Origin of the sequence: Neobittarella massiliensis (ex Bilen et al. 2018) (assembly GCF_900289145.1) — a bacterium.
Taxonomy (GTDB): domain Bacteria; phylum Bacillota; class Clostridia; order Oscillospirales; family Ruminococcaceae; genus Neobittarella; species Neobittarella massiliensis.
In genome coordinates this window covers 227,884-249,501 of record NZ_OKQO01000001.1, presented here as the reverse complement: position 1 = coordinate 249,501, position 21,618 = coordinate 227,884, and the positions used below count along the sequence as shown (strand labels likewise).

The window sequence follows — 21,618 nt, the reverse complement described above, 5'->3', positions numbered from 1 at the left end:
TTTATTCCGGTCATTTCCTATTATTTTCCGCCGTACAGCGCTGCCGTCAGCGCCGCGTACTGCTGCAGCTGCAGCTGCTCGGCGCGGCTGGTGGGGGCGATCCCGGCGGTGGCAAAGGCAGCCGCCACCCGCTCTTTCTCTATGCCCAGCGACATGCTCACACTGTTGATCGCCGTCTTGCGGCGGCCGGCAAACGCCGCCCGCACCACTTTAAAAAACTGGCGCTCGTCGCAGCCCAGGTCGGGGGTCTGCTGCCGCACATGCAGCTGTATCACCGCCGAGTCCACCTTGGGGGCGGGCATAAAGCTGCCTTTCGACACCTTAAAGAGGATCTCCGGCTCGCTGTAATAGTGTACCGCCGCCGTCACCGCACCGCAGTCCCGGCTGCCCATGGGGGCGCACAGCCGCTGGGCGGCCTCCTTTTGCACCATCACAGTAATGCTGCGCAGCGGCAGCCGCTCCTCCAGCAGCCTCATGATCACCTGCGAGGTGATATAGTAGGGCAGGTTGGCGCACAGGCACACGTCCATACCGCCAAACTCGTCGGCTATGATCTGGCGCAGGTCCAGCTTCAGCACATCGCCGTTTATCACCCGCACATTGCCAAACTCATCCAGCGTCTCGTCCAGCACCGGCAGCAGCCGCTCGTCCAGCTCAATGGCCACCACCTTCCGGGCTCGGCGGGCCAGCTCACAGGTCAGCACGCCCAGGCCCGGCCCCACCTCGATCACGCCCGACTGCGCATCCACGCCGCAGCTGTCGGCCATGCGCGGGCACACCGCGGGGTTCACTAAAAAGTTCTGCCCCAGCGACTTGGAAAAGGTAAAACCGTGCCGCCCCAAAATATCCTTGATCGACCCTATTTTCCACAAACCATCCATCTATTTGTCGGTGCCGTCCTTCTCAAAGTTCATAAAGGCGTACGGCATCACCTCGCTAAAGGGCTTTACCATATAGCGGCCGTCCATCGCCACCGAGTAGATGGGCACCTCCGGGCTCTCGACGAACTCACACAAAAACTGGCGGCAGATCCCGCACGGCATCGAGTCGCAGCTGTTGCCCGCCGCCACCGCCAGCGCCTTTATTTTGCGGCAGCTAGAATTGGTCAGCATGCTTATGACCGCCGCCTGCTCGCCGCAGGTGGTCGCCCCGTACGAGACGTTCTCGATGTTGAAGCCGGTGTAAAAATTGCCGTCCTCGCCCAGCACGCAGGCCCCCACATGAAAGTCGCTGTAGGGCACATAGGCACCCGGTGCCGCCTCGATCGATTTTTTTATCAGTATCTCTTCCTGTTCTCTGCTGATCGCCATAGCGCTCGCTCCTCCTCTTTTATCTCGCCGGGCCACAGCGGCGCTCCCCACTGGGGGGCAACGCGGCGCTGCCGGCCGGCCTGCTAATCTCAATAGGCCCTATACAGGCCCTATATGCGTCTACCCCTGGGCTGTGGCTTTAAACGAGGCAAACGCCTTGGGCATGATCTCGTCATAGGTGGTCTTTTCAAAATTGCCCTGCATGTCGCTGGCGTAGATGGGCATGTCCCCCGACTCGATGAATTCCACCATAAACTGGCGGCAGATGCCGCAGCAGCTCAGGTCCTTCCCCATGGTCGAGGCAATAGCCAACGCCCGCATCTTGCGCGATTTCCCGCTGGCCAGCATGTGCAAAATAGCGGTGCGCTCCCCGCAGATGGTGGCCCCGTAAGACGAGTTCTCCACATTAAAACCGGTGTAGAACTCCCCGTCCTCGCCCAGCACACAGGCCCCCACGCGAAACCCGCTGTAGGGCACATAAGCTCCGGCGGTGGCCTCGATCGCCTTTTGTACCAGCGTCTTTTCCTGCTCAGCTGTCAATGTCGTCCCCTCCTTGTGGCGGGCACAGCGCCCGCTTTGCTGTCAGTATACCATAAAAGCGCTGGTCGGGGCAAAACAAATCATCTATTTTCCCCTCTAAAAGCACCCCATCGACCACTTTTTTAGCTGCTTTGTCACAATTTTTACCCACTTGGAATTGAAAAACAACCGTCGATGCACTATGATAAGAGAAAAGCGGAAAACTTTCTTTTGCCGCTCTCCCCAATTTTCCCGCAAAGAGGTGTCACTGCAATGTCTGCCAGAAGAGATAAGATCAACTACTATTTAGATATCGCCGAGAGCGTACTCTCCCGCAGCACCTGTCTGCGCCGCCACTACGGCGCTATCATCGTCTCCAACGACGAGATCATCTCCACCGGTTACGTGGGGGCTCCCCGCGGCCGCAAAAACTGCTGCGACATGGGCTACTGTCTGCGCGAAAAGCTGCAGATCCCCCGCGGCGAGCGGTACGAGATGTGCCGCAGCGTCCACGCCGAGGCCAACGCCATCATCTCCGCCGAGCGCTCCAAGACCATCGGCGCCACCATGTACCTGGTGGGCAAAGACGCGCGCACCGGCGCCTACGTGCAAAACGCCAATTCCTGCTCCATGTGCAAGCGGCTCATCATCAACGCCGGCATCGACACTGTCATCATCCGCGACACCCGCGACGTCTACCGCACCATCGATGTCTCCAGCGAGTGGATCGAAAACGACGAGTCGCTCACCGGTACCGCCGGTTACTAGAGCCCATATTTCCCCCAGACGATCAGCCCGCCCTGTCCGGGTACAGGGCGGGCTTCCGTTATGATACTGTACGCATCCCCCGGCGGCGCCACCGCCGTCCTGTACACTGTACACTGTATACTTTTAAAGGAGTGTGCGTCCATGCAAAAATTCAGGCATCTGGTGGCGGTCGATCAGACCGGCATCAACCAAAACGGCATCCAGCGCCTGCAGGCCATGAGCCAACAGGCCGACTTTTACTGCGACCTCCCCGACGAGCAGACGGTCATCGACCGTCTGCAAGGCGCCGACTGTCTGCTGGTCTCATACAAGACGCCCATCAGCGGCCGGGCCATCCGCGCAGCCAAAGACCTCAAGTATATCGGCATGTGCTGCAGCCTGTACGGCCCCGACAGCGCCAACGTCGACATCCGCACCGCCCAGGAGCTGGGCATCCCGGTCACCGGTATCTTCGACTACGGCGACAACGGTGTCATCGAGTACGAGCTCTCCGCCCTCATCCAGCTGCTGCACGGTTTTGGCGGCCCGCTATATAAGGGCCGGCCGCGAGAGCTGGGCGGTCTCAAGGTGGGCATCATCGGTCTGGGCACCGTGGGTATCCTGTTGGCCGACGCACTGCGCTATTTCGGCTGCGAGCTCTACTACTACAGCCGCACCCGCAAACCCAGCCAGGAGGAGCGCGGTCTCACCTACCTGCCGCTGCACCAGCTGCTAAAGACCTGCGACGCCGTCTCCACCCATCTGCCCCGGGGCCTGCACCTGCTCGACAGCGAGGCTTTTTCCCACTTTGGCGGGGGCAAGATCCTGCTCAACACCTCGCTGGGCCCCACCTTCGAGATAGAGGCCCTCAAAAATTGGCTGGCCGCCGATCCTGATAACTACTATCTCTGCGACGGTTGCGGCATGGGCACAGCCGCCGATCAGCTGCAGGGCACACGGGGCGTGCTGTACACCCCACAGGGCTCTGGCGCCTCGATCCAGTGCACCCAGCGCCTCACCGATAAAGTCATCGCCAACGCACAAAAATTCCTCGACGGCGCCCTGTGAACCCATAACTCCAGATAACATGACCGATAGCCAGCTGCAAAGGCCGCGACCAGCCGCCCACCGCACAAAGCCAAAAGCTACCAGCGCCGGGTCGGGACACGCCCATACACCTATTCGCAGGCTGAACATGCACATATACCCCACAGGCTTACATCGTACAGCTATGTAGGCCTGTTTTTAATGCGCTAATGCGCGGTCACGACCGATAGGCCTCACGCATGCGCGCGAACAGGCTCTCTCAACTACTCGTATAAGTATATCAAAGCCCGTCGCCCCCACAGACATCGCCGATGTATCTCCCCCATATATTCACGTCTGGCCGCACGCATCATACGGCCACCGAAAAACCGCTCCATACACACACAGCCATAAAAATTGGTCTCTACACAACACAAGTGTCTCTCAGTCTCCATGCAGGCTATACACCAGCTGTATACAGTGGTCGGTACTGGGCCGCGACCTCTCTATCTGCCACCCGCCGTATACAAAGCGTCCGCTCTCCTGCAATCCACTGTGTACACGGTCATCGACCACAAACTCCCGTACGCGTGTACGCGTGCCCCGATCGGTGGTCATCCGTATTGCAAAACATTTCAAACAATTACCAGCTCCTCCGCCGAACATACACAGCCGCAAACCGTAGGCCCTGCTCGAGTATGCACAACTCCCACTCCGCGCACAGATATCGCCGTTATGCCGTACTCATCCGTGCCCACCGGTCTTTTGACAACCTGCAGCACAGATATTACCCCTAAAACAAAGCACCACCGCTCTTGTGTATATGCAGGCATTCATAATGGGCCCTCTGCGCATGTAGCCGCATAATCACCCCCGCTCATACCAATATCAGCCGCACGCCCCATACCCACCCATTGGCACGCACCCATCCGCACACGCCTACCCGCAGCCCACCACGCATACATCACCACCGGTCCCCCGCCTGGGTACACACAGCCATACGCAGTAAGCCCTGCACCTACCCGTGTCCTCCTTTATACACAGCCACAGCCACGTGTGTGTAATCGCCGCTCTCACACAGCCGCAAACAGTAGGCCCTGCTCAAGTATGCACAACTACCTGTGTAGGTCCAAGCCCCACCCCGCGCCCAGATATCGCCGTTACGCCGTACTCATCCGCACCCACCGGTCTTTTGCAACCTGTTACACAGATCTTACCCCCAAAACGCCACTGCACCTGTGTGCGTGTACAGATACAGGCATTTATAACGATCCCTGCGTACGTAGCCGCACAAATCACCCCTGCTCATACCAATATCAGCCGCACACCGCATACCCGCCCATTGGTATTCACCCATACGCACACGCCTATCCCAGCCCGCCACGCATACATCGCCATCGGTATCCTGCCTAGGTACATATAACTATAGGCAATAAACCTCGCCCCGACTACTTACAACCGCCTGTAAAGTTCTAAATGCCACCCGTACACCATGTACATGACAATTTATACCAGACCGCAACCATCCATAACCATCCACCTGTTTTCAACCGGCCACACGTGTCACCACCTGCACCCCACTGTGCGCGCATATCCGCACATAGCCACGCATAGCGCGACCGGCACCTCCCCCTCCCTTTGTACACAGTCATGCACATATAGCCGCCGTCCCACCCAGCTACGAGCAGCAGGCAACAAGCCTCTCGCAAACATACACAACTACCCATAAAGCTCCAATACCGCCCACACCGTGTACACAGCAATTGGCGACAGACCACAACCATCTATTCCAAACCCGCTGTACAGGTATGACCTCCAACATCCCACCACACGCGCATAGCCGTACATAATGCGCCCCATGTCTGCCCATACCTCTCTTTGCGAACAGGCGCGCACACATCCCTGCCGTCCCCACGCTGTCGCAAGCGGTGAACTTTCCATGATACCTATAAAATTCCAAATACCACATACCACATGCCACCTACCACTCATCCCCACTGTACAGGTGCAGCTATATAGTGAGCTCTGCGCAGGCATTCAAAAGCAACCATGTGGGTATGGTCAGCATCACCCCGCTGGGCGCCCACGGCTATAAGCTAAAAGTCCCGTCACCCTTATGCGACTATTTGCGTTTGGCCTGGCCCATGTAACTGTCGGCGCCCCACCGTATATGTATGGTACCGTTAATCCTTCGCCCCCACGCACAGATATTCAAGATCAGATCTACCGGCGCGCCCCATATCAAACCGCCATATGTATACAGCCCTTGACAATGAGCGGCACACGCAAACATTTTCATGCAGCCCTGACCGCATCATTGTTGGTGGCCTACTGTGTACAAAATCATCATAAGTGTCGGGCCCTATGTATGCATGTATTTGCAGCCAATTATATAGAGGTATCCTCCGGACAACCACTATGTACACAGCGCCACCGTTGGTCCGCACATACCGGCATTCGCACTTATCCGTGCACTGCAGTTTTTTCTAAGGTCGCCGCAATCGACTTTTTGTTTCATTCCCTATATTATACATTTAGTATAATATCAACACAATAGTACTATATAAGGCAAAAAGCAGGGAAAACCGACATCGTTTCCCCTGCTTTTCTATGTAAGTAAGCCCTCTGCTACCAGCTTTCTCTCGTCGTTCAAGCAAAAAGCCATCACCATACTAGCCAGTCGCAAATCTTTCTGTGCCCCATCCGCCTGCCAGCGTATAGCAGTTCAGTCGTCCGCCATACGGTGTAACAGATAAATCTGTATAGTGGACACGAAAGCTGTTCGGCGCGGCCAAAATAGAACATCCGCACGATGTGAGCGGTCACTTCCAGGTCTATCCCCAAAAATAGAAGTTCGATCTCTGCCGCACTGGCCCATCTCCCCGTCAGTTCCTCCATTTTTACACACTCATGCGCGGGTATTTCAGCAGAGCCCAATTTGCTATGCTCCATCCCGGTACAGAACGAAAGCGCTAAACAAAAAAGATCAGACTTTTCTGCATCCAAAGTATCGTACAGGCCGTAATAAGTGGTGCCAAGACCGGCTGACAGACGTCTGGCTGTCGGCCAGATTTTCCCCCAGGCGCTGCCTGCCCATTCACGGGCAGTGAGCACACCGAGGTGCAAAAGCAAACCGCCTCAGCAGCGGACCGCAACAGCAATACAGCCACCCGCCTTCTTAAAGGCTCTGCTGGCACTGCCCTGATCTGTATGTCCGCCGTCCATCCTACACCTGCTTTTTTCAAAGGACCCTCCTACTGTCGCCCATGCACCAGATCCGCTCTCCGGCCAGCTGTTACCCCGCACTGAACTGCGCCTATGTGTGCTGTGTTATGCTGGGCTAGTCTGGGCTGTGCCAAGCCGCACTGGAACGCACCTATGCCCAGACGACCATCCCCGCAGCCCCCAGCTCTTCAGCTCACCGCGCACTCAAACCGGCACCCGTACACGGGCGCTCCGCGCAGAATATACACACAGCGGATACATCCCCAGCAAGCCATCTCGTTTGGCGGCCGCTCTCACGCTACACGCTCCTGCTCTCACCTGTACCGCTCTGTCGTCTGTTCACTAAAACTGCAGATAGGCAGCGATATCCTTGTGGTAGCGGTATGCCTTTTCCGGCCGCGGCGCCCCCAGCGCGAGCAGCGGTATCTCCCGCTCGTATTCCGAACCGTGAGACCGCGACGCTTCGGTGTACAGCAGTTCTCCCTCCACCTCGCCAAAAGCGCAATCTCTGCCGGCCAGCAGCACATAGTCGCCGATCTGGTCCTGTGGCAGGTGGTAGCGGGCCGCCGCCTGAGCGGCAGTCAGTACCTCTTCCACCTGCGGGCAGCTCTGGGCAAAATTCAAAAATACCTCTCTCTGCAGCGGTTCCTTTAAAAATACGTATAGCATGCCCCCCTCCTGGTAGATGTGGTTTTCAATGTAGCGGTCTTTCAGCGGCGGCAGGCAATATGTCCGTAGCCCGGCCCGGTCAGCCATGGCCTGAAAGTTCAAGATCGTCTTTTTCTGGTTCATACCGTGGTCGGCTGTAATGTATATCTGCCGGTGCGGCTGGCTCGCCGCCAGTTGGGCCAGGCAGTCATCTACTGCCGTGATCTGGGCGCGCGCTGGCTCGCTGCCGGGGGCAAAGTGGTGAAATATATAGTCGTTGGTGGTGCAGTACACCAGGTCGGGGTCCTCCCTCTCTATGCAGCGGCAAGCCGCCCGTACGATCCAGTCCGTCGCCTCTATACTCTGTATAGTCGGCGGCCAGTCCAGCCCGTATCGCCGCAGCAGCACGGGGTCCGGGTCCTGTGCGCTCAGGCCAATGTCGGCGCCCGCGCCGTACACGCCCAGTACCTTTCCCTTTACGGTAAACAGCGCTGTTTTGCCCCCCGCCTGCTGGCAGCGCTGCAAAATGGTCGGTGCCCGCATATAGCCCCGCTCCTCGATAAAGCCCTCACAGCCGGTATTGAGGTCATAGTAGTAATTGCCTACCACTCCGGTCTCCGCCGGCCACCGCCCCGACAAAATACAGGCGTGGTTCACGTTGGTCACCGAAGGCATCGCACACCGCACCGTCTTTACAAAGCCCCGCTGCCGGGCCAGCGCAAATAGTTTGGGGGCCGTCTGCTCGGTCAGGTAAGCGGGCGCACAGCCATCTATCACCAGGATCAATACTTTTTCCAAAATACCACCTCTATCATCGTCCTATGTTAGACAAATTATAGCACCAATGCCCCCAGCTTCCCAGTATCTTTTTTGATCTTGTAATTTTTCTTCATTTTTTGCCTGTTTTAACAGTTTATTAACAATTTGCACCGCCATCAACCATATATATTTTGTCACCGCTCGCTGCGCAAAAGTTTTGCGTCCCTACTTCCCTCCCACGGCACTACCAATAAAAAGATGCCAGACCATCAGCGGTCTGACATCTTTTTATCCATATCCATATGTAGTGATGTGCGCAGTTACACGGCTGCATATGCCCCCTGTGTCGCCTGCTACCGGTCATGAGCGCCGGCACCCCAACACATCAGCGCCCCAGCACACCAGTACTCACCTCACTGCACCGGCAACAAAAAGTCACTGCCGTCGTACTGCCGCGGGTCGCCGCCGAAATGGCGGCCACAGGCCAAAGCGTCAATAGCCGCCATATCCGTCTCGCTCAGTGCAAAGTCAAACAGGGCGGCATTCTCGGCTATGCGCTCCCGATTGGTCGATTTGGGGATCACCACCAACCCTTTTTGCAGGTGCCACCGCAGCGTCACCTGTACCGGCGACTTGTGGTATCGCTCGGCCAGCTGCTGCATCAGCGGTACCTCATCGATGTGTCCGCGAAAAATAGGCCCCCAAGCGGTCAGCGCTATACCGCGCTGCCGGCAATAGACCTGCGTCTCCCACTGGGGGTACCAGGGGTGCAGTTCCACCTGGTTCACCGCTGGCACCACGCCAAATTTCTCAATGAGCTCCTCGATCTGTTCCGGCAAAAAGTTCGATACCCCGGCAAAGCGCACCTGTCCGTGCTCCACCGCCTCCAGTACTGTCTCCCAGGCGCGAAAGCGGGCCTCTCGATCAGTGCCCGGCCAGTGCAGCAGATAGCCGTCGATATAGCCGATATCCAGCTGTCTCAAGCTGTAGCGCAGCCCCTCCTGCGGCCGCTCAAAGCTAGTTGGCCACAGCTTGCTCACCACACACACCTGTTCCCGCTCCAGTCCGCAGCTGCGTATGCCGCGCCCCACCTGGTCCTCATTCAAATAGCGGGTGGCGGTGTCAAACATGCGGTACCCCGTCTGCGCCGCCCAGCGTATGGCCTGCACCAGTTCCTCCCCCTGCGCCTTGTAACAGCCCAGGCCAAATCCGGGCATCTGCTGGCCGCCGGGCAGGTCTATCTTTTCTCCCACAGCATGGATCATGCGCTTACCTCCTATCTTATACCCGCTCAATACACACCGCGCTTGGTGCCGGGTAGGTCAAATTCTTTTACGGCCCTCTGTCTGCCGCCTCTCTCTTTATTATACCGATCTCTGCACGCCGCTGTCTACCTGCCAAACACTGCTAAAAGAGGGCCAAACTGCGTTTTCCCCGCAATTTGTCCCTCTTTTTTTCTGTGATCTGCCTGTTTTGCCGTCCTTTACACCGTCTTTTCCACTGCTGTCAGCTGGTATCCGGCCCTGCTCACCAGCCGCGAAAGCGTGCTGTCGGGCAGCGGTGTCCTGGTGTAGACGGTAGCCGTCTTGGTGGTGTAGTCCACCTTGGCCCGAATCTTCTCATGTTCCTCCAGCGCACAGGTCAGCCGGTCTGCGCAGTCCGCACAGTGCATCCCGTGCACCTTCAGCCGGTAGCAGTGGGGATAGGCTTCCTGTCGCTCTCCCGTGGCCGGCAGCGTCTTGATGGCAAACAAAAAATAAAAAATATGAAATATCCACACTGCCGCCAGCACGATACGACCCACCGGCACGCGGTGCATCAGCAAAAAACCGATCCCCATCATCAGTGAAGCGCAGCCCATAATGGTAAATTTAGTCCGCAGCGTCATGCCTCGTTTCTGCACGAACGGCTCCAGGTGTTTTTTGTATAGGCCGGTGGCCACAAACCAGCTATGCAGCCGTTCAGAGCTGCGAGCAAAGCAGAACACCGTGAGCAGGTAAAACGGCACTGTAGGCAATATCGGCAGCACCACACCGATCGTGCCGGCCGCCAAACTCAAAAAACCCACCAGTAAAAACAGCAATTTCTTCACGCGCATTACCTCTCCTCCATTCTCTTTTTCTCCCGCCTGCTCTCCACCAGGTGCCGCACGGCCAGCACCGGGTGGTAAAAGAGCATCCGCGGTCCGCAAAAGCGCATGACCTGACGTATCTGTTTGCGCATCTGCGGCTGATAGCAGTGCACCTTGCAGTTCGAGCAAAAAGTCTTGGTCTCCATAAAGGGGCAGCGGTCACTGCGGCTAAAGGCGTAGTCGCGCAGCGCTGTGCATGCAGGGCATAACCCCTCCCGGCAGCGGTGCTTCTTTTTGCAGTACAGCGCGATCATCTGCCCCACCATCTCCTTTTCGCGCTGTCGTTTGGTAGTGGTATCGGCCATCAGCTCATCCTCCCGTTCTCCACCGAGTACACGGTATCGGCGATGCGCATGGTAGACTGCCGGTGCGACACCAGCACTACCGTCTTCTGCCCGCGCTCCTGCGCCAGCGACTTGAGGATCACCGCCTCGTTGAGGCTGTCCAGATTGCTGGTCGGTTCATCCAGCAGTAAAAGTGGGGCGCCGTGTAAAAAGGCGCGGGCCAACCCGATGCGCTGTCGCTCCCCGCCAGAGAGCGCGCTGCCCAGTTCCCCCACCGGGGTGTCGTACCCCTGCGGTAAAGCGGCAATAAAGTCATGTACCGAGGCCCTTTTGCAGGCCTCCTCTATCTCCTGCTGGGTGGCATCGAGCCGGGCGATGCGCAGGTTGTCACCAATACTGCCGCTAAACAGGTGGGTCTGTTGCGTCACATAGCTCTCCATCTGCCGCAGATCGGCGGTATTGACAGCCCCGATGTCCCGGCCAGAGACCTGCACGCTGCCCGGTGCCGCCGGCCAAAAGCGCATCAGCAGTTTGAGCAGTGTAGATTTGCCGCTGCCGCTGCACCCAACGATACCTGTTACCGTGCCCGGTCTCAGCGCCAGTGACATATTTTGCAAGATGGTCTCGTCTCCATAAGAAAAGGTCAGGTCCTGTACCGACGCACCAGAAAACGTGGTCTTTGGCTGGCCAGTTATCTCCTCGGCCACCGGCTGCTCATCCAAGATATCCAGTACCCGGTCGGCGGCGGCAAAGGTATTTTGCAGCGTGCTGCCCAGATTGGCCAAGGCAATGACCGGCCCAAAAGAGCTCATCAGGGCGATCGTGGCGATAAGCGCCCCGTCAAAACCCAGCCGGCCGGTCTGATACAGCCAAGCCGCCAAAAACAGCATACCGATATCAGCCAGCAGGATCACCGTGTTGGTGAGGGCTGTGTTGCGCCCGGTATTTTGGCGCATGCGCTGCTCTACCTGAGCCAGATCATCAGTCTTGACCTCCATCTGCTCAAGCCGGCGGCTGCCGGCGGCGTACTGCATGATCTCCGACAAGCCCCGCAGGCTGCCCAGCACGTAACTGCTCAGCGCCCCAGACTGGGTGCGAAATGCAGCGCCGTCACGCCCGCCGCGGCGGGCTATATACAACGGCACCAATACTCCCACCAGCAGATAGGCCACCGCCGCTGCCACACCCAACACCCAGTGATACAGCCCGATAAACACGCTAAACAGTACCGACATGAGCAGAGCGATGGCTATCGGCGAGATCGTATGGGCGTAAAACACCTCCAGCAGCTCGATATCAGCGGTGATGACCGCGATGAGATCGCCTTTGTCCCGCCCCTCCAGCTTGGCGGGGCACAGCCGCCGCAGCGCCAAAAATACCTTGTCGCGGATGAGCGCCAGCAGCTTAAAGGCGATGAAGTGGTTGCAGGCCTGCTCACCATAACGCAACACGCCCCGCAGCACGGCAAAAATGCAGCAGCACCAAAAGGCGGCATGCATACCCACCGGCACGCTCAGCCCGGCTACATCTAATAGTGCATAGCCGCCCAACACGGTGATGAGCGCGGCACACAGGTGGCCCACCAGCCCCATAGTGACAGCGGCTATCATGTAGCCAAGCAGCGGTCTTACCAGCCCGATCAGCCGGGCCCCGATCGCGATCGAACTTCTCTTTTTCACTGTATGCCCCCCTCTCCGTACATCTCCAGTTCCTGCTGTGCGCTCCACAAGGCGTGGTAGTGCCCCTGTCTCTCCAGCAGCTGGTGGTGCGTTCCGCTCTCCACTACCCGTCCCGCCTGCAGCACATAGATGTTCTGCGCCGGCACCACCGCAGCCAATCGGTGCGAGATGAGGATAACCGTCTTCTCTTCGGCCAGTTTTACGATCTGCTCCATAATATCGTTTTCGCTCTCCACATCGACGTTGGAGGTCGCCTCGTCAAAGATATATACAGCGGCATCATAAAGCAGCGCTCTGGCCAGCGCCAAACGCTGGCACTGCCCACCCGAAAAATTGCTGCCCCCCTCGGCGATCGCGGTATCGAGCCCCTGCTCCGCTTGCAAAAAGTCGGCGATGTGGGCCCGCTCGAGCACTGCCCACAGCTGTGCATCTTCCGCCTGTGGGGCCGCCATCTGCAAGTTCTCGCGCACCGTACCGGCAAACAGGTAGCTTCCGTGCCCCACATACACGACCGAGCGCAGCAGGCTCTCGGCATTGAGGTCTGCTATCTCGTCGCCGTCGATGCAGGCGCTGCCGCTGTAGCCGCTGCTGCGCCCGGTCAAGATCGAGGCGATGGTAGATTTCCCACACCCGCTGTCACCCACGACAGCCGTCAAGCCCTTAGCGGGAATATCCATATCTACCTGGTGCAGCACCTCCCGCTCGGTGCCGGCATAGGTATAGCACAATTTCCGGCAGGTAACTGTGCAGCGGCGCGGATCGACTGTCTTGTGTTTGGGCGGGGGCTGCGGCAGGTCGAGCAGATGAAAGATCTTGTCACTGGCAGCCATTCCGTTCATGGCGATGTGAAAAAAGCTGCCCAACTGGCGCATGGGGATAAAGAAGTCGGCTGACAGCAGGATGATCGCCAGACAACCGGCCAGCGATACCGCTCCCGCCCGGTAGCGAGTGACCGAGAGGACGACCCCCAGCGCTGCCCCGCCGTAGGCCACTAGGTCCATCACGGTGATCGAGTTCAGCTGCATAGTCAACACGCGCATGGTGATCTTGCGAAACTTCTCTGCCTCCTCGTTCATCTGCTGGTTCTTATAGGCATCTGCCCGGTAGATCTTCAAGGTAGTAAGCCCCTGTAGGTTCTCTAAAAAAGTGTCTCCCAACGTCGTGTACTGGCTCCAGTACCGCGATAACAGCTTTTTTGCAAAGGTCTGCACCGCCGCAATAGATACCGGTATCAGCGGCACACACACCAGCAGGGCAATAGCCGACGGCAAACTGATCGGTGCCAGCACGGCAAACAGCGTCAGCGGCGCCAACATACTGTAAAAAAATTGTGGCAGATAGGCGCCAAAGTAGGTCTCGAGCTGATCCACGCCCTCCACGGTGATCTGTACCACCTCTGAGGTGGGCACCTGTTGGCTGTAAGCGGGCCCCAGGTGGAGCAGTTTTTTGAATATTTGGCTGCGCAACGTCTTTTTTACCGCTTTGGCCGACAGGTAGCTCATATCGCTGGCTTTGCGCGTACAGATATAGCGCAGCAGCAGGCTGGCCGCACACACCACCGCCACCAGCAAAAAGTCGCCGCGCACCGCCTGCTCAAAAAATAGGCGCTGCAAAAACCAGGTGATGGTAAAGATCATCCCCACGTTGGCCAGCAAGCTGCACCACTGCCACAGAACCCCTGCCGCTATGTACTTTTTGCTCTCGCCCACTGTCTGTATCAGCCGCTTATTGATCATCATATCCGGTCTGCCACCCCTTATTTTGCACCGTTCTGCACTGTGAGGATGCAGTCCGGTGACCTCTGTTCTTCCACAAAAGTTGCTTTTAGCTAACTCTCTGTCAAAAAAAATAAATGCCGCAATTAGTTTTAGCTAACAACAGTTAGTATAACACAACCCCCATTGTTGTCAAGCAGTTTACAACGTTTTTTCCGCCGCCGGTAAACCGCTGCCGTGTGCTGCTCTGTCCATTTATCGATTGTACGCGCCCATCTTCTTTATCTGCCCCACCCACCTCACACAAGCATAAAAAGAGCCGTCCCCGCTCGGGGGACAGCTCTTTTTACATTACAGAACATTTAAACCACCGCTGGCCAGCACGTGTCGCCGGTGACTGCCAGCCGGCATGATAATATCTACATGCGAAGTGTGATACTAGCGGCCACCTTTTTTGCGCAGTACCACCGCCGTGCGGGGGGGCAGCACCCATTGCAGAGTATTGTTTTCACCCTGCGTAGCTGTCTGTGGCGCTGGGCCGCAGAGCTCATCAAAGCCACCAAATCTCACGTCGTCGGTAGAGAGCACCTGGGTATAGGTACCGGCTGCCGGTAGGTCGAACTGGGCATTTTGCCCCTGCGTGGGGTGGAAATTACAGATAAACAGGTAGTTTCCCTTCTGGTAGCACAGCAGTTTGCGGTCCTGATCTAATAGGCACAGCTGTGCCGGTCTGCCAAATATCCGGTTCCCGCTCAGGGTGCCGAGCATGGCCGTGTCAAACGCCAGCAGATCACCGTAGCGCAGCAGACCGTTGTCGGCCAAGCTCCACTGGCGGCGGGCGTATTTATAGCTCCAGTTATTTCCCTCACGGGGAAAGTCGATCCACTCGGGGTGGCCGAACTCGTTGCCCATAAAGTTGAGATATCCCTCGCCCGCCAGCGAAAACGACACCAGCCGGATCATTTTGTGCAGCGCTATGGCCCGATCGATGACGATAGACTGGCTGGCCTTATCCATGTGCCAGTACATCTCCTGGTCAGCCAGCCAGAAGATGATAGTCTTGTCGCCCACCAGCGCCTGATCGTGGCTCTCGCAGTAGCCGATATTTTTTTCCTTGGGGCGGCGGGTCGTCAGCTCGTACCACATCCTGCCCATATCCCACTGCTCGTCCCGCTGGGTCTTCAGGGTGTTGATCCAAAAATCCGGCACCCCCATCGACAGCCGGTAATCAAAGCCGAGGCCGCCGTCTCGCACCGGCAGGGCTGTCCCGGGCATACCACTCATGTCCTCGGCCACCGTCAGGGCAGCGGGGTCTATCTCGTGGATGAGCTGATTGGCCAGCTGCAGATAGGTGACCGCATCCACATCGGTATCCATGCTGAAATACTTGTCGTAACTGTCAAAGGCCACGCCCAGCCCGTGGTGGTGATACAGCATCGAGGTCACGCCGTCAAAGCGGAACCCGTCAAAGTGATATTCCTCCATCCAGTAACGGATGTTCGAGAGCAAAAAGTGCAGCACCCGGTCTTTGCCGTAATCAAACAGCTTGGTGCCCCAGGCGGGGTGATCGCCTTTGGCTCCGGCGTGAAAGAACTGGTACTCGGTGCCGTCAAAACAGTTGATCCCCTCACTGGTATTGCGCACCGCATGGGAGTGGATCAGATCTAAAAGCACCGTGATCCCCATGCTGTGGGCGGTATCGATCAGTTTTTTGAGCTCCTCCGGGGTCCCATATTTCGAGGAGGCGGCAAAAAAGTTCGACACCTGGTAACCAAACGAGCCGTAATAGGGGTGCTCCATAATGGCCATCAGCTGGATGGTATTATAGCCCTCCTTTTGTATGCGCGGCAAAATATTTTTGGTGAACTGGGCATAGGAACCAATGCCTTCCTCCTCGGTAGCCATGCCGATGTGGCACTCGTACACCAGGGGCGGGGTGGTCTTCTTGCGCAAAAACTCTTTATCGTGCCAGCGGTAGGCCCGCTTGGGCGCCCAGATGACCGCGTCAAAGGCGCCGGTCGTCGGGTCCTGTACCACCCGGTTTGCATACAGCGGGATACGGTCGAAATCCCGGCCGTCCGCGGTGACCTGTACCTTCACCAGGCTCCCGTGAGGCATCTCTCCGGGCACGAACAGCTCCCAGTCGCCGTCCTCTAGCTGGGTCATGGGGTGGGCGCTGCGGTCCCAGCCGTTAAAGTCACCGATCAGGTGCATGGCCGTGGCGTTGGGGGCCCACTCCCGGTAGGTCCACCCGCCTTTGGCGCGGTGAAAGCCATAGTACAAGCTGCCGCTGGCAAAGTCTCGCAGGCTCTGCCCCTTTTGCAGCAGCCGCTTTTTGGCTTGGTCGTACAGGTCCATGCGCAGGCGAATATCGCCCGCATAGGGTTTTATGTAGGGGTCGATATCCAGTATCTTATAATTCTTTTCTCTTTTTGTCGCCAATGTCTTGCGCTCCTCTGCATTTGTAACGCGGGCCCAATATCGGTGTGGCCGCCGCGTGGGGTATGTAAGTCGTCGATCTGGGCGCGGGCATCTATTTTTACGAATCGTAGTAGAAATCGTGCAGAAAATAATCGCTCTTTTTATTTATTGTACCAGTGTTCCCCCCCAGCGTCAACGAAAGTCCTGTCGAATGGCCCCATCCACCTGCTTTCTCCACAAAATACGCGCTGTGTAAAAAGATTTTTCAGACCTATTGACAAAGCAAAGTTCAGCGGCTACTATATACTTAATCAAATTAAGTATATGCCTCTTCGATCATTTTTCCCCGTATCGGCAACGTTCCAAAAGAGGTATCGTCTTTGAGCGGGAGGTGGTCTTTTCTGGACAGTACCGACATAAAAAGGCCCAAACTGGGCTCTAACGCCACCGATATCCAGCAGCAGAACCGGGCACTGCTGGTGCGGTTAGTGCGCCAGTACAGCGGCTGCAGCCGCGCCCAACTGGCCAAGATGAGCGGGCTCACCCAGGCCACCGTCACCAAGATCGTGGCCGACCTGTTGGCGATGGACATCCTGCAAGAGAGCGGCCGGCAGTCTGCGCAGCGGGGGCGGCGGGCCACCAGTCTGCAGGTGCGCAGCGACCGCTTTTTGGTGCTGGGCATCAAGCTGGCCCGCACCTCTTTTGCCGCCGGTGTGTTCGATATCTCCGGCCAGCTCTACGAGCAGGTCCAGGGCCCGCTAAACCCCGGCCGCGGCCCTGACCGTGCCCTGCATAGCATACAAAAAGCCGCCCAAAAACTAAAGTCTCTCTACCCTGTGCGGGCGGTGGGGGTAGCGCTGCCCGGCCCCTACTTTCGCCGCGCGGGCAAGATCGGCCTGATGACCGGTTTCCCCGGCTGGGAAAAGGTAGATCTGCACGCCGCTTTTGCCCGGATGTTTGCGCTGCCGGTATTTTTAGAACACGATGCCAAAGCCGGGGCACTGGCCGAGTGGTACTTTGGCGGCCATAAACCCGACGAAGTGCTGCTGTACTTCCTGGCCGGCGAAGGGATAGGCGCCGGCATCATCTCCCAGCAGGGTGTGTTCGTCGGCAGTCAGGGGATAGCCGGCGAGATCGGCCACATGAGCATCGATTATGACGGCCGCCCCTGCAGCTGTGGCAGCCGCGGCTGTCTGGAGCGCTACTGCTCCTCGCTGGCACTGGTGGCCGATGTGCAAAAAGCGCTGTGCCGCGGGGCCGCCAGCTGCCTAAAAGATGTTCAGCCACTCACTCCACAAGCTGTATTCGGCGCCGCTGCGCAGGGCGACATACTGGCCCAACAGGCGGTAGATACAGCCGCCGACTACATGGGCTACGGGCTGGCAAACCTGGTCAGCGCCTACGACCCGGGGCGCATCATCATCGGCCAAACTATGGCGCTGGGCGGCCAGCGGCTGCTCAGCCGGGTGCGCGCCGTCTTGCAGCAGCGCCTGCTGCCGCAGGTCTATACCTGTTTAAAGGTCGAGCTGTCCGCACTGCCCGACGCGATACTCAGCGGCGCCGCCGCCACCGCCACCGACCAGATCTTAAAAGACCCCGCTGCCTTTGCCGGCAGCTAGCGGCCGGCAGTTCGCCGGGCAAGATAAACGCCAACTCAAATCTGCTACTGGGGCATGTCCCCACAAAGGAGCGATATACATGAAATACGGTATCTACTACGCATTTTGGGAAAAGCAGTGGGGCGGTGAATTTCGCCCCTATGTAAAAAAAGTACGCGATCTGGGATTTGATATTCTCGAGATCAGCTGTGCCACGCTGCCCCAAACGCCCGACAGCGAGATGGTCGAACTGGGCCAGCTGGCCAAAGAGGCCGGTATCACGCTGACCGCCGGGTACGGCCCGGCCCCATGCTACGACCTGAGCTCCCCCGACCCGTCGGTGGTGCAAAACGGGCTGCATTTCTACCGGCAGGTATTTGCCAAGATGGCCCTCGCCGACATCCACTTCGTCGGCGGCGGCCTTTACTCCCACTGGCCGGTCGATTTTTCCAAGCCCATCGACAAGCAGGCTGACTGGCAGCGCAGCGTAAATGGTGTCCGCCAGCTGGCCGACATGGCCGCCGGCTTCGATATCACGCTGGGCATGGAGGTACTCAACCGCTTCGAGGGCTATCTGCTCACCTGTGCCGCCGAAGGGGTGGCCTATGTGAAAGAAGTGGACCGCCCCAACGTAAAGGTGATGCTCGACACCTTCCACATGAATATTGAGGAAGACAGCTTTACCGAGGCCATCCTCACTGCCGGCGATGCGCTGGGCCACTTCCACATCGGCGAATGTAACCGCAAGCTGCCCGGCCAGGGCCGCATCCCGTGGGAGGAAATCGGCAGTGCTCTGCGCCAGATCGGCTACGACGGCAATGTGGTGATGGAACCGTTCATTCTCTCCGGCGGCCAGGTCGGACAGGATATCAAGGTCTGGCGCGACATCTCGGCGGGCAAGAGCCCGGCCCAAATAGACCGCGAGACCGCCGAATCGGTGGCGTATGTACGCCGTGTTTTTGAGGGGAGGTAGCCATTTGGAGCAGATGTTCGATCTGGTGAGCCTGGGAGAGCTGCTCATCGACTTTACCCCGGCGGGGATCTCGCCCCAGCAAAACCCGCTGTACGAGCAAAATCCCGGCGGCGGCGCCGCCAATATGGCGGTAGCCGCGGCCCGCTACGGCCTGCGCTGCGCTTTTATCGGCAAAGTTGGCGACGATTTTTTCGGCCATTTTTTAAAGGAGACGCTTCAGCAGGTGCCGGTAGATACCAGCGGTCTCATCCTCTCGAGATCGCATAAGACCACGCTGGCATTCGTCAAGCTGCAGCCCAACGGCGAGCGCGACTTCTCGTTCTACCGCAAAGAAGGCGCCGACGTGATGTTGCAAAAAGACGAGGTGGACTTCTCGCTCATCGACCGCGCCCGGGCACTGCACTTCAGCTCGCTGACCATGACCAACGCCTGGAGCAAAGAGGCCACGCTGGCGGCGGCCCACCGGGCCAAGCTGGGCGGTAAGCTGGTCACCTACGACGCCAATTGGCGCCCGCTGCTCTGGGAAAGCGAGGCCCAGTGCAGGGCCTCGATGCTGGAGGGCCTGCGCCACTGCGATATCGCCAAGCTCTCGCGTGAGGAGCTCTGCTACCTCACCGGCGAGGAGCACACCGAGCCCGGCGCCAAAAAGCTGCTGACCATGGGCCCGCGGGTGCTGCTGGTATCCCACGGGGAAAAAGGAAGCCGCTGCTACTGGGAGGAGGGTCGCATCGATGTGCCCCCACACCCCGCCCGGGCGGTAGATGGCACCGGCGCCGGCGACTGCTTTTTTGGCAACGCCGTAGCAGCTCTGCTGCAGCACGACTTCTCCATCCAAAAGATCGATCCCCAGCTGCTGCGCGAGGCGCTCACTTACGCCTCCAAGGCCGCAGCCTACTGTGTCGAGCGCAAAGGCGCAATACCGGCCATGCCTACCCCGGCCGATCTGGCACAGTTTTAGGGCCGCTCATGTCAGCCCGGCTCTCATAAAAAAGCAGCGCCCCGCTTTTAAAATGCGGGGCGCTGCTCTTGCGTTCTCGCCGTTCACTGCACGAACGGCACGCCGTTTATCTCCAGATGGAAGCGCAGACCCAGGTACTTGGCCGCCTGCTTGCACAGGCTCATGCGCCCCAAAAAGATCTCGAAGTAATCCATCACATCCGATATCGAGCTGTCCAGCTGGATCTTCAGGATCAGGTTCTTCTTGTCCTCGCTCAATTTCATCTCGCTGCTGGTAACGGCATAGTTGACCCGGTCGTGGATATCGTAGTGGCGCTTTTTTTGCTGTCCCCGTACCCGGGTGCGGCGCACATCCGACTTGTCGGCCAAGATCAGCGCCGCCGATTCGGGGTTCACCGGCTGGGCCGTCCCCTCGTCGTGGTTGCCGATGGCCGCCACCACCGTGGCGATCTCGGCCGGCGGCATGCCCAGCTTATCTAAAATGCGAAACGCCATGATCGCCCCGCTCTGGGCATGAGCCACCCGGTTTACGGTGTTGCCGATATCGTGCATAAAACCGGCGATACGCGCCAGTTCCACCTCTCGCGAGGAATAGCCCAACTGCTCCAACAGGTCGCCGGCCTTTTTGGCACAGAGCGTCACATGGGCAAACGAGTGCTCGGTAAAGCCCAGCGCCGAGAGCGTCTTATCGGCCATCTCGATGTAGGTGCGGATATCAGGATTGTCTTTTATCTGCTGGTAAGTCACGGCGCTGGGCCGCTCATCGTGTCGGGTCAAAGTCGACTCGCCTCCTCTTTTTCTCTCTACTAGCCTGCCCGCCCCACTTGGCAGGCAAACAAAAAGCAGGTGAAAGACGGGGTGTACCCCTTCCCCACCTGCTCTACAGTTTTTTGTCTGGCGGCTATTTTGCCTCGCCGTAAGTGGTCACATCGATCGACTCGATCACCACGTCGTGCACCGGCTTGTCCTGGGCGCCGGTCTGGGTCTTCGAGATGTCGTCCACCACGTCCATACCGTCTATCACCTGGCCAAATACTGTGTGCTTGCCGTCTAAATACGGGGTGCCGCCAGCCTGTTTATAGGTGTCGATCACCTCGTCCGGCCAGCCCACTGCCTTCATCTGTCCCAGCATATCCTCGCCCACATCGGCACAGGTGACGATGAAGAACTGGCTGCCGTTGGTGCCGGGGCCGGCGTTGGCCATCGACAGTGCCCCGCGGAAGTTGCGCAGGTCCGCACTGAACTCATCGGCAAAAGGCTGGCCCCAAATGCTCTCGCCGCCGCGGCCGGTGCCGGTGGGGTCGCCGCCCTGGATCATAAAGTCCTCGATGACCCGGTGAAAAATGATGCCGTCATAGTAGCCGTTTTTGGCGTGGGTCAAAAAATTCTCGACCGTTTTGGGCGCCTGCTCGGGGAACAGGACCAAGCTCACGTCGCCCTTGTTGGTATGCATAACTGCCACCGGGGCGCTGTCTTCAGGAGTTTTAAACTGTAACATGTTGCTCTCCACCTTACTCTCTGTGTTTGCCGACTGCCCCCGTTTGCCGCAACCTGCCAGTGCCGGCAGCAATACAAGTGCCAGGAGCAGGGCCAGTACGCGCTTTTTCAATATACGTTCCTCCCTGG

The 21,618-nt window shown here is 58.2% G+C and carries 18 protein-coding genes; 5 read left to right on the top strand and 13 right to left on the bottom strand.

The annotated features are described in order from the left end of the window. Nucleotides 1–20: 20 nt before the first annotated feature. From rsmA to cdd, 3 genes are all read right to left on the bottom strand, one after another. Entirely contained in the window at nucleotides 21–881 is an 861-nt protein-coding gene (rsmA, locus tag C6Y32_RS01215; protein WP_105203335.1) for a 16S rRNA (adenine(1518)-N(6)/adenine(1519)-N(6))-dimethyltransferase RsmA, read from the bottom strand. After that, nucleotides 882–1,310, bottom strand: coding sequence for a cytidine deaminase (locus C6Y32_RS01210; RefSeq protein ID WP_105203334.1), 429 nt, complete (start codon nucleotides 1,308–1,310; stop codon nucleotides 882–884). It lies immediately after the preceding gene. A 120-nt stretch (nucleotides 1,311–1,430) separates the two neighbouring features. After that, complete coding sequence (gene cdd, locus C6Y32_RS01205) at nucleotides 1,431–1,850, bottom strand: cytidine deaminase (RefSeq protein WP_105203333.1); 420 nt, start codon at nucleotides 1,848–1,850, stop codon at nucleotides 1,431–1,433. 252 nt (nucleotides 1,851–2,102) lie between these two features. On the opposite strand from cdd, the gene C6Y32_RS01200 reads away from it, so the two are divergent. Together C6Y32_RS01200 and C6Y32_RS01195 are read left to right on the top strand one after the other, a co-directional pair. Further along, nucleotides 2,103–2,597, top strand: coding sequence for a deoxycytidylate deaminase (locus C6Y32_RS01200; protein ID WP_105203332.1), 495 nt, complete (start codon nucleotides 2,103–2,105; stop codon nucleotides 2,595–2,597). 141 nt (nucleotides 2,598–2,738) lie between these two features. Continuing rightward, a complete protein-coding gene (locus C6Y32_RS01195) occupies nucleotides 2,739–3,644 on the top strand; it encodes an NAD(P)-dependent oxidoreductase (protein ID WP_105203331.1) in 906 nt (301 codons plus the stop codon). A gap of 2,622 nt (nucleotides 3,645–6,266) precedes the next feature. Here the strand turns inward: C6Y32_RS01195 and C6Y32_RS01190 are convergent. The 8 genes from C6Y32_RS01190 to C6Y32_RS01155 all read right to left on the bottom strand — a co-directional run bounded on the left by C6Y32_RS01190 (nucleotide 6,267) and on the right by C6Y32_RS01155 (nucleotide 16,485). Further along, the gene (locus C6Y32_RS01190) at nucleotides 6,267–6,728 is read right to left on the bottom strand and encodes a hypothetical protein (protein WP_105203330.1); all 462 of its coding nucleotides are present in this window, start codon (nucleotides 6,726–6,728) and stop codon (nucleotides 6,267–6,269) included. 441 nt (nucleotides 6,729–7,169) lie between these two features. Then, nucleotides 7,170–8,273, bottom strand: coding sequence for an alkaline phosphatase family protein (locus C6Y32_RS01185; RefSeq protein WP_105203329.1), 1,104 nt, complete (start codon nucleotides 8,271–8,273; stop codon nucleotides 7,170–7,172). Nucleotides 8,274–8,647: 374 nt separating this feature from the next. After that, nucleotides 8,648–9,499, bottom strand: coding sequence for an aldo/keto reductase (locus C6Y32_RS01180; protein WP_105203328.1), 852 nt, complete (start codon nucleotides 9,497–9,499; stop codon nucleotides 8,648–8,650). A 218-nt stretch (nucleotides 9,500–9,717) separates the two neighbouring features. Further along, nucleotides 9,718–10,332: a DUF454 family protein gene (locus C6Y32_RS15795; protein ID WP_164998063.1), complete on the bottom strand. Its 615-nt coding sequence runs from the start codon at nucleotides 10,330–10,332 to the stop codon at nucleotides 9,718–9,720. Further along, nucleotides 10,332–10,670, bottom strand: coding sequence for a nitrous oxide-stimulated promoter family protein (locus tag C6Y32_RS01170; protein WP_105203327.1), 339 nt, complete (start codon nucleotides 10,668–10,670; stop codon nucleotides 10,332–10,334). The genes C6Y32_RS15795 and C6Y32_RS01170 overlap by 1 nt, the downstream gene beginning before the upstream one ends. Then, nucleotides 10,670–12,328: a thiol reductant ABC exporter subunit CydC gene (cydC, locus tag C6Y32_RS01165; RefSeq protein ID WP_207204795.1), complete on the bottom strand. Its 1,659-nt coding sequence runs from the start codon at nucleotides 12,326–12,328 to the stop codon at nucleotides 10,670–10,672. Before cydC ends, C6Y32_RS01170 begins: the two co-directional genes overlap by 1 nt. Further along, a complete protein-coding gene (locus C6Y32_RS01160; RefSeq protein ID WP_105203326.1) occupies nucleotides 12,325–14,067 on the bottom strand; it encodes an ABC transporter ATP-binding protein/permease in 1,743 nt (580 codons plus the stop codon). The genes cydC and C6Y32_RS01160 overlap by 4 nt, the downstream gene beginning before the upstream one ends. A 414-nt stretch (nucleotides 14,068–14,481) precedes the next feature. Continuing rightward, a complete protein-coding gene (locus tag C6Y32_RS01155) occupies nucleotides 14,482–16,485 on the bottom strand; it encodes an alpha amylase C-terminal domain-containing protein (RefSeq protein WP_243562429.1) in 2,004 nt (667 codons plus the stop codon). Nucleotides 16,486–16,844: 359 nt separating this feature from the next. Here C6Y32_RS01155 and C6Y32_RS01150 point away from each other — a divergent pair, with 359 nt between their 5' ends. The 3 genes from C6Y32_RS01150 to C6Y32_RS01140 all read left to right on the top strand — a co-directional run bounded on the left by C6Y32_RS01150 (nucleotide 16,845) and on the right by C6Y32_RS01140 (nucleotide 19,993). After that, nucleotides 16,845–18,083: an ROK family protein gene (locus C6Y32_RS01150; protein WP_105203325.1), complete on the top strand. Its 1,239-nt coding sequence runs from the start codon at nucleotides 16,845–16,847 to the stop codon at nucleotides 18,081–18,083. A gap of 79 nt (nucleotides 18,084–18,162) precedes the next feature. After that, the gene (locus tag C6Y32_RS01145) at nucleotides 18,163–19,035 is read left to right on the top strand and encodes a D-psicose 3-epimerase (RefSeq protein WP_105203324.1); all 873 of its coding nucleotides are present in this window, start codon (nucleotides 18,163–18,165) and stop codon (nucleotides 19,033–19,035) included. 13 nt (nucleotides 19,036–19,048) lie between these two features. Continuing rightward, on the top strand, nucleotides 19,049–19,993 hold the full coding sequence (locus C6Y32_RS01140; RefSeq protein ID WP_243562453.1) for a carbohydrate kinase family protein: 945 nt from the start codon (nucleotides 19,049–19,051) through the stop codon (nucleotides 19,991–19,993). Nucleotides 19,994–20,076: 83 nt separating this feature from the next. Here the strand turns inward: C6Y32_RS01140 and C6Y32_RS01135 are convergent, their stop codons facing one another. Together C6Y32_RS01135 and C6Y32_RS01130 are read right to left on the bottom strand one after the other, a co-directional pair. After that, complete coding sequence (locus tag C6Y32_RS01135) at nucleotides 20,077–20,688, bottom strand: HD domain-containing protein (protein WP_105203648.1); 612 nt, start codon at nucleotides 20,686–20,688, stop codon at nucleotides 20,077–20,079. A 205-nt stretch (nucleotides 20,689–20,893) separates the two neighbouring features. Continuing rightward, nucleotides 20,894–21,490, bottom strand: a complete 597-nt coding sequence (locus C6Y32_RS01130) for a peptidylprolyl isomerase (protein ID WP_105203647.1) — start codon at nucleotides 21,488–21,490, stop codon at nucleotides 20,894–20,896. Nucleotides 21,491–21,618 lie beyond the last annotated feature (128 nt).

Excerpts from the sequence above, each read along its gene's own strand:
- rsmA (WP_105203335.1), bottom strand. The coding sequence starts at position 881 with ATGGATGGTTTGTGGAAAATAGGGTCGATCAAGGATATTTTGGGGCGG.
- C6Y32_RS01210 (WP_105203334.1), bottom strand. The coding sequence starts at position 1,310 with ATGGCGATCAGCAGAGAACAGGAAGAGATACTGATAAAAAAATCGATC.
- C6Y32_RS01200 (WP_105203332.1), top strand. The coding sequence starts at position 2,103 with ATGTCTGCCAGAAGAGATAAGATCAACTACTATTTAGATATCGCCGAG.
- C6Y32_RS01195 (WP_105203331.1), top strand. The coding sequence starts at position 2,739 with ATGCAAAAATTCAGGCATCTGGTGGCGGTCGATCAGACCGGCATCAAC.
- C6Y32_RS01180 (WP_105203328.1), bottom strand. The coding sequence starts at position 9,499 with ATGATCCATGCTGTGGGAGAAAAGATAGACCTGCCCGGCGGCCAGCAG.
- C6Y32_RS15795 (WP_164998063.1), bottom strand. The coding sequence starts at position 10,332 with ATGCGCGTGAAGAAATTGCTGTTTTTACTGGTGGGTTTTTTGAGTTTG.
- C6Y32_RS01170 (WP_105203327.1), bottom strand. The coding sequence starts at position 10,670 with ATGGCCGATACCACTACCAAACGACAGCGCGAAAAGGAGATGGTGGGG.
- C6Y32_RS01160 (WP_105203326.1), bottom strand. The coding sequence starts at position 14,067 with ATGATGATCAATAAGCGGCTGATACAGACAGTGGGCGAGAGCAAAAAG.
- C6Y32_RS01145 (WP_105203324.1), top strand. The coding sequence starts at position 18,163 with ATGAAATACGGTATCTACTACGCATTTTGGGAAAAGCAGTGGGGCGGT.
- C6Y32_RS01140 (WP_243562453.1), top strand. The coding sequence starts at position 19,049 with ATGTTCGATCTGGTGAGCCTGGGAGAGCTGCTCATCGACTTTACCCCG.
- C6Y32_RS01135 (WP_105203648.1), bottom strand. The coding sequence starts at position 20,688 with ATGGCCGATAAGACGCTCTCGGCGCTGGGCTTTACCGAGCACTCGTTT.
- C6Y32_RS01130 (WP_105203647.1), bottom strand. The coding sequence starts at position 21,490 with ATGTTACAGTTTAAAACTCCTGAAGACAGCGCCCCGGTGGCAGTTATG.